Origin of the sequence: Streptomyces brevispora, assembly GCF_007829885.1 — a bacterium.
Lineage (GTDB): Bacteria > Actinomycetota > Actinomycetes > Streptomycetales > Streptomycetaceae > Streptomyces > Streptomyces brevispora.
Window position 1 is genome coordinate 1,782,285 of record NZ_VIWW01000001.1, and the last position, 11,925, is coordinate 1,794,209.

The window sequence follows — 11,925 nt, forward strand, 5'->3', positions numbered from 1 at the left end:
CGGGCGGTGTCCGTGCGGTGTGCGGTCGCACGTGCGTCGACACCGCCCGGGGCGTGTGCGTCGTTCACACCCCGGCCGGCTCGTCCTCCCCTATGAAGGTGCGCCACAGCACGGCGTACTTCCCGTCCAGGGCGAGGAGTTCCTCGTGTGTGCCGTCCTCGACGACCCTGCCGTGGTCCATCACCACGACCCGGTCGGCGCGGGCGGCGGTGGTCAGCCGGTGGGCGACGACCAGCGTGGTGCGCCGGCCGGCGAGGCGGTCGGTCGCCTGGTTGACCAGCGCCTCGCTGGCGAGGTCCAGGGACGCGGTGGCCTCGTCGAGCAGCAGGATGTCCGGGTCGACGAGTTCGGCGCGGGCGAGTGCGATCAACTGCCGCTGTCCGGCGGAGAGATTGCGGCCCCGCTCGGCGACCTCGTGCAGATAGCCGCCGTCCAGGGTGGCGATCATGTCGTGCGCGCCGACGGCCCTGGCCGCCGCCTCCACCTCCGCGTCACCGGCCTCCGGCCGCCCGTACGCGATGGCGTCGCGCACCGTACCCGCGAAGAGGTACGCCTCCTGCGGTACGACTCCGAGGCGGTGCCGGTAGGCGGTGAGACCGAGGCTGCGCAGATCGGTGCCGTCCGCCGTGACGCGGCCGGCCGTCGGGTCGTAGAACCGGGCGACGAGCTTGACGAGGGTGGACTTGCCCGCACCGGTCTCGCCGACGAACGCGACCGTCTGACCGGCCGGGATACGCAGATCGACATTGGTGAGCGCGGCCTCCTCGCCGCCGTACGCGAAGGACACGTCCTCGAACGCGATCTCGCCGCGCAGCGACGGCACGTCCAGCGGTTCGTCCCGGTCGGCGGTGGACGTCGGCTCCTGGAGGAGCTCCTGGATGCGGCCGAGCGAGACGGTGGCCTGCTGGTAGCCGTCGAAGACCTGGGAGAGCTGCTGCACGGGCGCGAAGAACAGGTCGATGTACAGGAGATAGGCGACGAGCGCGCCCGTGGTGAGCGTGCCGTTGTCGACCCGGCCCGCACCGATGATCAGCACGGCCGCCGCGGCCACCGACGACAGCAGCTGGACGAACGGGAAGTAGACCGAGATCAGCCACTGGCCGCGGACCCGGGCCTCGCGGTAGTAGTCGCTGCGTCCGGCGAACCGGTCTGCACCGTCCCGCTCGCGGCGGAAGGCCTGCACGATCCGGAGCCCGGAGACGGACTCCTGGAGGTCGGCGTTGACGGCGCTGATGCGCTCACGGGCCAGCTCGTACGCCTGGACGCTCTTGCGGCGGAAGAAGTACGTGCCGACGACCAGCACCGGCAGGGTCGCGAAGACCACCAGGGCCAGCTCGACGTCCAGGACCAGCAGCGCGATCATGATCCCGAAGAAGGTGACGACGGAGACGAAGGCCGTGACCAGTCCGGTCTGCAGGAACGTGGACAGCGCGTCCACGTCCGTCGTCATCCGGGTCATGATCCGGCCGGTCAGCTCGCGCTCGTAGTAGTCGAGGCCGAGGCGCTGGAGCTGCGCGAAGATCTTCAGCCGCAGCGAGTAGAGCACCCGCTCGCCGGTGCGTCCCGTCATCCGGGTCTCGCCGATCTGGGCGGCCCACTGCACCAGCACGACGACGAGGCCGAGGGCGGAGGCAGCCCAGACCGCGCCGAGCGCCAGCTGGGTGACGCCCTCGTCGATGCCGTTCCTGATCAGCACCGGGAGGAGCAGTCCCGCTCCGGCGTCCACGGCGACCAGCGCGAGGCTCACCAGCAGCGGCAGCCCGAAGCCGCGCAGCAGCCGGCGCAGTCCGTAGGACTCCTCGGCGTGCACGGCGCGGGCCTCGTCGATGTCCGGGGTGTCGGTGGCCGGGGGCAGTGCGTCGACCTGGGCGAGGAGCTCGGGGGTGGCGGGTGTGCCGGCCGCGTCGGTCTCGCGGGCCCCCTCCTTGCGGACCCACAGCTCGGGGGTGATCCCGCGCTCGGCGTCGAACTCGGCGTCCAGCTCCTCCTGGAGCGCACGGTCGTCCGCGGGGTCGGCGGCGGGGGCGGCCGGCAGGTGGCCGGGCGAGGTGCCGCCGAGCTCGTCCGGGTCGGTGAGCAGGCGCCGGTAGAGCGCGGAGCGGCGCTCCAGCTCCTCGTGCGTACCGACGTCGGCGAGCCGGCCGTTCTCCAGGACGGCGATCCGGTCGGCGAGGTTGAGGGTGGAGCGGCGGTGGGCGATCAGCAGCGTCGTCCGGCCCGCCATCACCTGCCGCAGCGCCTCGTGGATCTCGTGCTCGACACGGGCGTCGACGGCGGAGGTGGCGTCGTCGAGGAGGAGCAGCCGGGGGTCGGTGAGGATGGCGCGGGCGAGGGCGACGCGCTGGCGCTGGCCGCCGGAGAGGGTGAGCCCGTGCTCGCCGACCTCGGCGCCGTACCCCTTGGGCAGGTCGGCGATGAACCGGTGGGCCTGGGCGGCGCGGGCGGCCTGCTCGATCTGTTCGTCGGTGGCGTCCGGGAGCCCGTAGGCGATGTTGGCGCGGATGGAGTCGGAGAACAGGAAGCTGTCCTCCGGTACGAGGCCGATGGCGGCCCGCAGCGAGCCCAGGGTCAGCTCGCGGACGTCGTGGCCGCCGACCAGGACGGCACCGTGCGACACGTCGTAGAACCGCGGGAGCAGCATCGAGACGGTGGACTTGCCGCTGCCGGACGCGCCGACGACGGCGACGGTCTCGCCGGGCTCGATGGTCAGCGAGAACCCGTCGAGGACCGGGCGGTCCTCGTCGTACCCGAACCGCACGTCGTCGAATTCGACACTGGCGGGGGCGTCGGCGGGGAGGTCCTTGGTGCCGTCCCGCATCGTCGGCTCGGTGTCGATCAGTTCCAGTACGCGTTCCACACCGGCGCGGGCCTGCTGTCCCACGGTGAGGACCATGGCGAGCATCCGGACCGGGCCGACGAGCTGGGCGAGGTAGGTGGAGAACGCGACGAACGTGCCGAGGGTGATCTCGCCGCGGGTGGCGAGCCAGCCGCCGAGGGCCAGCATGGCGACCTGGCCGAGCGCGGGGACGGCCTGGAGGGCGGGGGTGTACCGGGAGTTCAGCCGGATGGTGCGCAGCCGCCCGGCGAAGAGCCTGCGTCCGACCTCGCGCAGCTTGCCGGTCTCCTGGTCCTCCTGCCCGAAACCCTTGACGACGCGGACGCCGGAGACGGCCCCGTCGACGACTCCGGCGACGGCGGCGGCCTGCGACTGGGCGTACCAGGTGGCGGGGAAGAGCCGGGTGCGGGAGCGGCGGGCGATGAACCAGAGGGCGGGGGCGACGGCGACGGCGACGAGCGTCAGCAGCGGCGAGAGCCACGCCATGATCACCAGGGAGAGCAGGAAGAGCAGGACGTTCCCGATGGTCATCGGGAGCATGAACAGCAGCCCCTGGATCAGCTGGAGGTCGCTGGTGGCACGCCCGACGACCTGTCCGGTGGACAGCTCGTCCTGCCGCTTCCCGTCGAGGCGGGTGATCGTGTCGTAGATCTCGGTCCGCAGATCGTGCTGTACGTCCAGGGCGAGCCGGCCGCCGTAGTAGCGGCGGATGTACGTCGAGACGTACACGAGGGCGGCGGCCCCTATCAGCAGCCCGGTCCAGACGGCCAGGGAGCGGGTGTGGCTGGTGACCACGTCGTCGATGATCACCTTGGTGATCAGCGGGACGAGGGCCATCACCGCCATTCCGGCGAGCGACGAGCCGAGCGCCAGCAGCACATTGCGCCGGTAGCGCCAGGCGTAACCGCTCAGCCTGCGTGCCCAGCCGCGCGGCTGTCGCCCGTCCTCTGCCCGCCCTGCGTCCGACACCCGGTGCCTCCCGTTCGACCTGCTCTGCCGCAAGGCACCAACGCGGCCGGTCGCGGATTTCATCCCTCCGTTACAAAGACGGGTCCTGCGGCGTAGGACCGTCGTACGACTTCGGGCGGAGCGGGAGTGCGTTCCGGACGGCGGGCGCGCCGTGACGGAGCCGCGCGGGGTGAGCATCAAAACCGTACGTCGCGGTCGGGCATCCGGCCGGCCGTGGATGCCCGGGTAGCGGCGGGACCGCCTCCTACGGGGCGGCGGGCCTCGCGTGGATGACGCGCGGGTTCAGGTCCTTGTGCACGGCCCGCGCGACGGCCTGGATGGTGTTGATGCCGTCGTTCATCGTCTTGTTGTCCTGGGTGAGCACCGTGAGCACGTAGTCGTGGCCGTTGCCCGTGAAGGCGCCGATGCTGTGCACCCGCCAGCCGTGGGTGGCCCGCTGCAGCCAGCCGTTCTTGAGCTGGACGGTGGCGGTGACCGGGGCCCCGGCGGGCGTTCCCCAGCGCTGCGAGGGGACGACCTTGCGCATCAGCCCGAGCTCGTAGGAGCGTGCGCTGTCGCTGAGCACGGAGTTCTTCGCGGTGAGCAGTGTCAGCAGCCGCTGCTCGTCCTGCGCGGTGATCTGGGTCAGCCCCCAGTAGCCGCCGGACCCGGGTGTGGTGTGCGTCATCCCGGCCGCCGTGAGGAACGCCTTGACCTTGGTGGCGCCGAGCTGCTTCCACAGGCTGGTGGTCGCGTTGTTGTCGGACTTGGTGATCATGGCGGTGCTGAGGCCGACCTCGCGCTGCGTGAGGTTGCGGTTGTGCTTGGCGTTGTCCCAGAGCAGCGTGGCCAGCACGGTCGCCTTCACGACACTGGCGGAGTCGTACGTCGACGTGGACCGCAGCGTGCACGTCGTCCTGGTGGTCCGGTCGTGGAGCGCCACCGCGGTGGTCGACTTGCGGCCCTTGAGCGCTGCGGTGATGTCGTTCGACAGCTGGGCCGCGAGCCCGGCCTTGCCGGAGGTGCAGCTCGTCGTCGGCGTCGCGGCGGCCGCGGGAGCCGCGCCGAGCACCACGGGTACGAACACACCGGCGGCCAGCACGGTGCAGAGCGCGCCGCGGGCGCGGCGGGATATGTGGGATGTAGTCATGAGGTGTTCCCGTCCCCCTGTGTGATTACTGCGGGTGCGCCCCCCGGCACACCTGTCAGAGATGACTCGCGGACAGCCGGAAAGTTGTATGCGGCAGAAGTCTGCCTCTCGACGGAAGTCCGGCTCGATGGAGGTCCGGCCCGGCGGAAGCCGTTCCGATCCGCCGCGACCGCCGCATGACGGGATCAACGTGAGGCCCCCGGAGCCGTTACGGCTCCGGGGGCGGCTCGACCCGTCGGTCTAAAGGTGCGTCGGCTCGAACATCCTGAGCAGCGCCGGGAGTACGACGACCGAGGGGCCCGGCCGCGCGAAGGACTCGGCCAGGTCGTCGGCGAGCGTCTCGGGGCTCGTACGGACCGCCGGGACGCCGAAGGACTCGGCGAGTGCGACGAAGTCCGGGCGGGACAGTTCCGTCCCGGTGGTCTCGCCGAAGGCGCCGGTCATGTACTCGCGCAGGATGCCGTAGCCGCCGTCGTCCACGATCAGCCAGGTGACCGGGAGGTCGTACTGGCGGGCGGTGGCGAGTTCCGCGATGGAGTACATCGCGCCGCCGTCGCCGGAGACCGCCAGGACCGGCTTCGTACGGTCGGCGGCCGCGGCGCCGATGGCCGCCGGGAATCCGTAGCCGAGGCCGCCCGATCCCTGGGCCGAGTGCATGGTGTTGGGGTGGCGTGCGTCGAAGGCGCACCAGGCCCAGTAGGCGAGGATCGTCATGTCCCAGAAGCTGGGGGACGTGTCGGGCAGGGCCGACCGGATCTCGGCGAGGAGGTGCTGTTCCAGGGCGAGTCCCTGGGCGTCGATCCTGTCCCGTACCCGGTCGAGCACCGCTGCGACGCGCTCGGCGGCGGCCGGGTCCGCGCGGGGGGTGACCGCTTCGAGGAGGTCGGACAGGGCGTCCCGGGCGTCGGCGTGGATGCCGAGCGCCGGGTGGTTGGCCTCCAGCTTCCCGGCGTCCGCCTCGATCTGGACGACCCTGCCGCGCGGGGCGAACGTGTGGTAGTTGGAGGAGAGCTCACCGAGTCCGGAGCCGACGACCAGCAGGACGTCGGCGTCCTCCAGGAAGTCCGTCGTGTGCCGGTCCTCCAGCCAGGACCGGAGCGAGAGCGGGTGCTCCCACGGGAAAGCGCCCTTCCCGCCGTACGTGGTGACGACGGGGGCGCCGATCTTCTCCGCGAGCGCCCGCAGCTTGCCGGCCGCGTCGGAGCGTACGACCCCGCCGCCCGCGATGATCGCGGGACGTGCGGCGTTCGACAGCAAGTGGGCTGCCACGGCGATGAGTTCGGGGCGTGCGTGCAGTTCGCGCGGGGTGGCGTCCATCGCGGTGACGACGGGCAGCGTCGTCTCGGCCGTGAGGACGTCCTGCGGGATCTCGATCCAGACCGGGCCGTGCGGGGCCGTCAGCGCGGACTCCCAGGCGGCGGCGATCGCGGACGGGATCTGGGACGCGGTACGGACCGGGTGGACGGACTTCACGATGTCGCGGAACGACGCCTGCTGGTCGCGCAGTTCGTGCAGGTAGCCGTGACGCCCGCCGCCGAGTCCCGCGGTCGGGACCTGGCTGGAGATGGCCAATACCGGGGCGGAGGCGGCGGCCGCCTCCTGGAGCGCGGCGAGCGAGGTGAGCGCGCCCGGACCGGTGGACAGCAGGAGCGGGGCGACCTCGCCGGTGATCCGCCCGTAGGCGTCGGCGGCGAAGCCCGCGTTGTTCTCGACGCGCAGGCCGACGTAGCCGAGGGACGAGCGGCGGAGCGCGTCGAACATGCCCAGCGCGTGCTGTCCGGGCAGCCCGAACACGGTGGTCGCGCCGAGGCCCTGGAGCGTCTCCACGACGAGGTCGCCGCCGTTGCGCCCGGGCGGGGGGTTCAGTGCGGCGGCGATCTGCCCGGGGGTGAGCTCGGGGCGCTCGTCGTGATGGTCGTGACTCACTTCTGCGCGGCCTCCGCGATTTGGCGGGTCATGATCGTCGTCAGCTCGTACGCGGTGTGCGAGGCGGCGACGGACGTGATCTCGGCGTGGTCGTACGCGGGGGCGACCTCGACCAGGTCGGCGGAGACCAGGTTGCAGGAGGACAGCCCGCGCACGATTTCGAGGAGCTCGCGGGAGGTGAGACCGCCGGCCTCCGGGGTGCCGGTGCCGGGGGCGTGCGCCGGGTCCAGCACGTCGATGTCGATGGAGATGTAGAGCGGCCGGCCGCCGATGCGCTGACGCAGCTGGTCGGCGATCTCGTCGACGCCGCGCCGCATGACGTCGGCGGAGGTCACGATCCCGAAGCCCATCTTGGCGTCGTCGGTGAGGTCCTGCTTGCCGTACAGCGGGCCGCGGGTGCCGACGTGGGAGAGCGCGGAGGTGTCGAGGATGCCCTCCTCGACGGCCCGGCGGAACGGGGTGCCGTGGGTGTACTCGGCGCCGAAGTAGGTGTCCCAGGTGTCGAGGTGCGCGTCGAAGTGGAGCAGCGCGACGGGGCCGTGCTTCTTGGCGACGGAGCGCAGCAGCGGCAGCGCGATGGTGTGGTCGCCACCGAGCGTCATCAGCCGGGCGCCGGTGCCGAGCAGATCGTCGGCCGCGGCCTCGATCGTCTCGACGGCCTCGTTGATGTTGAACGGGTTGGCCGCGATGTCGCCGGCGTCGGCGACCTGCGCGAGGGCGAACGGCGAGGCGTCCTGTGCCGGGTTGTACGGGCGCAGGAGCCGCGAGGCCTCCCGGATCGCGTTGCCGCCGAACCGGGCGCCGGGCCGGTAGGAGACCCCGCTGTCGAAGGGCACGCCGACCACGGCGACGTCGGCACTGCCGACCTCGTCGAGCCGGGGCAGCCGGGCGAACGTCGCCGGCCCCGCGTACCGCGGGACACGGGAGGAGTCGACGGGTCCGCGCGGCGTGTCGGTGCTGCTCATGGGGTGGTGGCCTTTCCTTCGATTACGCGCTGCTCCGAGTGTGCCGGATCGCCCGGGACGGCACGGAAACACTCGCACGGGTCCACTGACGACGCTAAGGGGCGGGGCAGCCGGTCTGAAGTGTATGTTTCATCCATTCTCGCCGCACTGAACGGATGAACCATCCATGCCGGACCTCCCCGCCGGTCCACCGGCCCCGCCCATCCCGCTGACCGAGCTGCTCGCCCGGGAGGAGCTCGGGCTGCGCAGCATCGCGGGGCCCGCCGAGGCGGAGCTGCTGTGGGTGCACACCTCGGAGATGGCCGACCCGTACCCGTATCTGCTCGGCGGCGAGCTGCTGCTGAGCGCCGGGGTGCTGCTCACGGACCCGGACACCTATGTGTCCCGGCTGGTCGAGGCGGGGGCGGCCGCGCTCGGTTTCGGGGTGCGGCCGGTGCACGAGACGGTTCCGGCGGAGCTGATCGCGGCGTGCGACCGGTACGGGCTGCCGCTGATCGAGGTGCCGCCCGAGACCCCGTTCACGGCGATCGCCCGCGCGGTGTGGCGGCTGATGGCGGAGGCCCGGATGCGCGAGCTGCGCCGGGTGACGCGCGCCCAGCAGGCCCTGGCGACGGCGGCGGCCAGGACCGATCCGGTGCCGGCGGTGCTGCACCAGCTGGCGGCCCAGCTGGACGGGCGGGCGGCCCTGCTCACGGCCGACGGCGAGGAGTTGCACGCGGCGGGCCGGGCACCGGCCCCCGATGTGCGGGCCGCGCTCACCCGGCTCGCCCGGGTGGTCGCGCCCGTCGTGCGCCCCGCGCCCGCCTCGGCGACCGACACCCTGGGTACCACCCATCTCGCCGCGTACGCGCTCGGCGGCGGACAGGGGCTCGTCCTGACGCTGGCGACGAAGCGGCGGGAGGCGGGCGACCACACGATCGCCGGGGTCGCGGTGGTCCTGCTCTCCCTGCTGGCCGCCCCGCACCAGGGCGTCGACGCCGCGGGCCGCTCGGCGGCGCTGGTCCGGCTGCTGCTGGGCGCGGACCCGGCGGGCGTCGCCCCGCTGCTGGGCGGCGCGGAGCTGTGGACGGTGGTGCACGCGCGCCGCGACGGCGGCCCGGTGGACCCGCTCACCGCCGGGGCCCTCGGAGCGGCCCTGGGCTCGGCGCTGGTCGACGCGGGCCGGGGCCGCGACGCGGTACGGGTGCTGGTGCCCGGCGGCGACCGGATCACCCCGCAGCCGGGGTGGACGCTCGGCGCGTCCGCCCCCGCCGCGATCACCGCGCTGGACGTGGCCGACGCCCAGGCCGGGCGCGCCCTCGGCCACGCGGAGGCGACCCGCACCCCGCTGGCCCACCACCGCACGGACACCGGTTGCGGCCTGGCCGCCCTGATCCCGCAGGAGGCCGCCGAGGCGCACGCCCGCGCCCTGCTGGCCCCGCTCACCGAGACGCTCGCCGAGACCCTGCGCTGCTGGCTGAGCCTGCACGGCAGCTGGGACCGCACGGCGACCGCCCTCCAGGTCCACCGCAATACGGTCCGCCAGCGCATCGGCCGGTGCTCGGTGTTGCTCGGGGCGGACCTGGACGACATGGACGTACGCACGGAGTTGTGGTTCGCGCTCCGGCAGGGGTGACCTCGCACGCGCCCTGACGATCCGATTCCGGCGACCTGATGTGCCCCGCTCATCCACCCATGGATTATGTTGCAGTGGCAAAGGGGGACCCACGGCACGGGATTACGACAGTCAGCTGCTGGAATCGGTGGGAGTGCGCCGGCGCAGGATGAGGGACGCTCTCCTGTTCGGCGCCCAGCGCACGCGGCGCACGGCGGACGAACGGCTCGGGAAGGTGTTCGCGGGAATCGCCATCACAGCCGTGCTGTGCGCGGGATGCGTGGGATGGTCCTTCCTCCAGCACACCCTGGACAAGCAGAAGGCCGAGCAGCAGAAACAGCAGCGTCAGGCCCAGCAGTACGAGAACCCCACGTCCTCGCCCTCGACTTCGCCCTCACCCGGCCCGGCGAAATAGACACAGCCGCGGGGCACCGGCACCGCCGCCCCGCAACACACCGGGAAGTTCGCGAAGTACCGGCGCGAGGGAAAGGCCACCGAAGGGGTCTCGCCAAAATTGGGGACCACGGAAGAACACACAGCGCACTTTGCCCAATTGGCCCGAAATTTCGGAAATTTGCGATGATAGGTTTGCGTAAGTGGTGAGCACAGCAATGACTTCCCGGGCGGAAATGAGCCGGGTGACCCTGGTCGGTGAGCGGCGCCGGGCCGACATCGTGCTGCCCTCCGACACCCCGGTCGGACAACTCCTCCCGGACATCCTTCAGTTGCTGGACGACCGGGCCGCATCGCGGCCGCTGACCCGGCAGTTGATCACCTCCGACGGATCGGCCCTTCCGCACGACAGCACCCTGGCGTCGGCGGGCATCGGCGACGGTGCCGTGCTCCGGCTCGTCCGGACCCATGCCGCGCCGCCCGCCCCGGTGGTCCACGACGTCACGGACCAGGTGGCCGACAGCCTCGACCTGCAGGCCTGGCGCTGGTAGTCCGCGCGCGCTGCGGGCCGGCGCGGGGGTGACGACCGTGGCCTTCGCGGTGATCGCCGCGCTGTTCGCCCGCCGCGAGTTCCCGCTCGCCGCCCTGGCCGGGGCCCTGGCGGCGGTCACCGCCGTACTCCTGGTGGCCGGTGCGCTCGTCGCACGGCTCGGACGGGGCCACCGCGGCCTGGCGACCGCGCTGCTGTCCGTGTCCGCCGGACTCGCCGTCCTCACCGCCTGGACCGCCGCCGACGCGTACGACTGGTCCGGGGCGCTCCGGCTGGCCGCCGTGGCGGGCGCGGTCGTCCTGTCGCTGGCGCTGCTCGGCTTCTTCTCGCCGTTGGGCCGAGGCGGCCTCATCGGTGCCATGGCCACGGCCGCCGTTTCCGAGCCAGTAGGTCTGGAGAGCATCGATCCAGGCGTACTCGGCCATGACGGCACCGAGCCGGGCCGGATCCGACTCGGCGGCGGCAACACACTCCCAGAGCACGGTGAAGGCGACGGCTTCGGCTCGAAGCTGGTGGCCGCCGTCGACGGCGCGAACTCGGACACAGTCGCCGACCAGGAGACGGTGGACAAGCTCCTTTACCCGCCGATGGAGATACTCCACCGGGTCGTCCGCACCGACCACACCGGCTTCAACCGCGCCCTCGCCGCCGCCCTCCAGTGGCACCGGGAATACTGGATCGATGAGACCCGGGCCGGCCTGATCTCGGTCCTCGTCGCCCTCGCGCCGCTCGCCATCGCCTGCTTCGCCCACGACGCGGGCTTCCCCATCGAAGTGGAGTCCGACTACCTCCCTGTCGCCCTTCTCGAGCGTTCCTGGGCGGGCGAATTCCCCACGTAGGACGAGACGGACCAATTCCCCACCTGACGGTTCCTGGCTCTTCGGACCGCTCGACTACCGCCATTCAGAAGTGCCGCTCAGCGATCAGCGGAAAGCGGCTTCTCGGAGTCCGAGGCCGCGTGGACCGGCCGAGTCGGTGCGGATCAGTGTGGACCGCCCGCGCCGGTGGCGCTTGGGGAGCCGACTCAGGGCGAGTTGGGTGGCGGTGATGTGGTCGGTCCTGAGCTCTTCGACGAGCCGGCGAACGTGTGCTGTGTCCTTCGCCGAGGCCCCTGCGCGCGTCGGCCGGCGCTTGTCCCGTCAGGTTCGCCGGTGTCCGGAACGCCAGCCGGCATCCACCCGTCATGGGCGCAGCTGAGGCTGCTTTCGGCCGCTGCGGCCATTCCGCCGCTTGTCGCGGTGGCTCGCCAGCAGGAAGAACCCGCCGACGTTGAGCACTCCGAAACACAGGGCGAGAATCAGGCCGAGCGGCTGGCGGCTCCCGGCCAGGATTCCGGCCGCACGAATGATCAGCCCCAGCCCGAGCGCCATGGCACCCCAACCCGCACGGGTGCCCGTGTTCCGGCGGCGCAGCCGCCCGATGAACCACACGCCGAAAGCAAGGCAGCCGAGACCGCCCGCGCCCAGAAGCACTACATCGAACACACTCGCCTCCCGTGGGGAGCGTACAGATCGGCGGCCGAGTCACGCGCGTGGATTGCGAGGCGCCTCCCGTGCGGCGGCC

General features: G+C 72.2%; 8 protein-coding genes and 1 pseudogene. 4 read left to right on the forward strand and 5 right to left on the reverse strand.

The window, feature by feature from the left end; genetic code table 11:
• Nucleotides 1–64: 64 nt before the first annotated feature.
• The 4 genes from FHX80_RS08275 to speB all read right to left on the reverse strand — a co-directional run bounded on the left by FHX80_RS08275 (nt 65) and on the right by speB (nt 7,825).
• Nucleotides 65–3,805 (reverse strand): ABC transporter ATP-binding protein, encoded by a 3,741-nt coding sequence (locus FHX80_RS08275; RefSeq protein ID WP_145763606.1) that lies wholly within the window; start codon nt 3,803–3,805, stop codon nt 65–67.
• 244 nt (nt 3,806–4,049) lie between these two features.
• Nucleotides 4,050–4,934 carry a serine hydrolase gene (locus tag FHX80_RS08280; protein WP_145763607.1) on the reverse strand — a complete coding sequence of 295 codons (885 nt, stop codon included), beginning with the start codon at nt 4,932–4,934 and terminating at the stop codon, nt 4,050–4,052.
• 240 nt (nt 4,935–5,174) lie between these two features.
• Complete coding sequence (locus FHX80_RS08285; RefSeq protein ID WP_145763608.1) at nt 5,175–6,860, reverse strand: thiamine pyrophosphate-binding protein; 1,686 nt, start codon at nt 6,858–6,860, stop codon at nt 5,175–5,177.
• Nucleotides 6,857–7,825: an agmatinase gene (gene speB, locus FHX80_RS08290; RefSeq protein WP_145763609.1), complete on the reverse strand. Its 969-nt coding sequence runs from the start codon at nt 7,823–7,825 to the stop codon at nt 6,857–6,859. Before speB ends, FHX80_RS08285 begins: the two co-directional genes overlap by 4 nt.
• 166 nt (nt 7,826–7,991) lie before the next feature.
• Here speB and FHX80_RS08295 point away from each other — a divergent pair, with 166 nt between their 5' ends.
• The 4 genes and pseudogenes from FHX80_RS08295 to FHX80_RS36550 all read left to right on the forward strand — a co-directional run bounded on the left by FHX80_RS08295 (nt 7,992) and on the right by FHX80_RS36550 (nt 11,201).
• Complete coding sequence (locus tag FHX80_RS08295; RefSeq protein ID WP_145763610.1) at nt 7,992–9,440, forward strand: PucR family transcriptional regulator; 1,449 nt, start codon at nt 7,992–7,994, stop codon at nt 9,438–9,440.
• Nucleotides 9,441–9,588: 148 nt separating this feature from the next.
• Nucleotides 9,589–9,834 carry a hypothetical protein gene (locus FHX80_RS08300; protein WP_145763611.1) on the forward strand — a complete coding sequence of 82 codons (246 nt, stop codon included), beginning with the start codon at nt 9,589–9,591 and terminating at the stop codon, nt 9,832–9,834.
• Nucleotides 9,835–10,030: 196 nt separating this feature from the next.
• Nucleotides 10,031–10,784: pseudogene (locus FHX80_RS36545) on the forward strand (EsaB/YukD family protein); the annotation flags it as partial.
• Between the two features lie 90 nt (nt 10,785–10,874).
• Nucleotides 10,875–11,201 carry an immunity 49 family protein gene (locus FHX80_RS36550; protein ID WP_483025190.1) on the forward strand — a complete coding sequence of 109 codons (327 nt, stop codon included), beginning with the start codon at nt 10,875–10,877 and terminating at the stop codon, nt 11,199–11,201.
• A gap of 342 nt (nt 11,202–11,543) precedes the next feature.
• Here FHX80_RS36550 and FHX80_RS08310 read toward each other — a convergent pair whose 3' ends face one another.
• On the reverse strand, nt 11,544–11,846 hold the full coding sequence (locus FHX80_RS08310) for a hypothetical protein (RefSeq protein WP_145763612.1): 303 nt from the start codon (nt 11,844–11,846) through the stop codon (nt 11,544–11,546).
• Nucleotides 11,847–11,925: the final 79 nt, after the last annotated feature.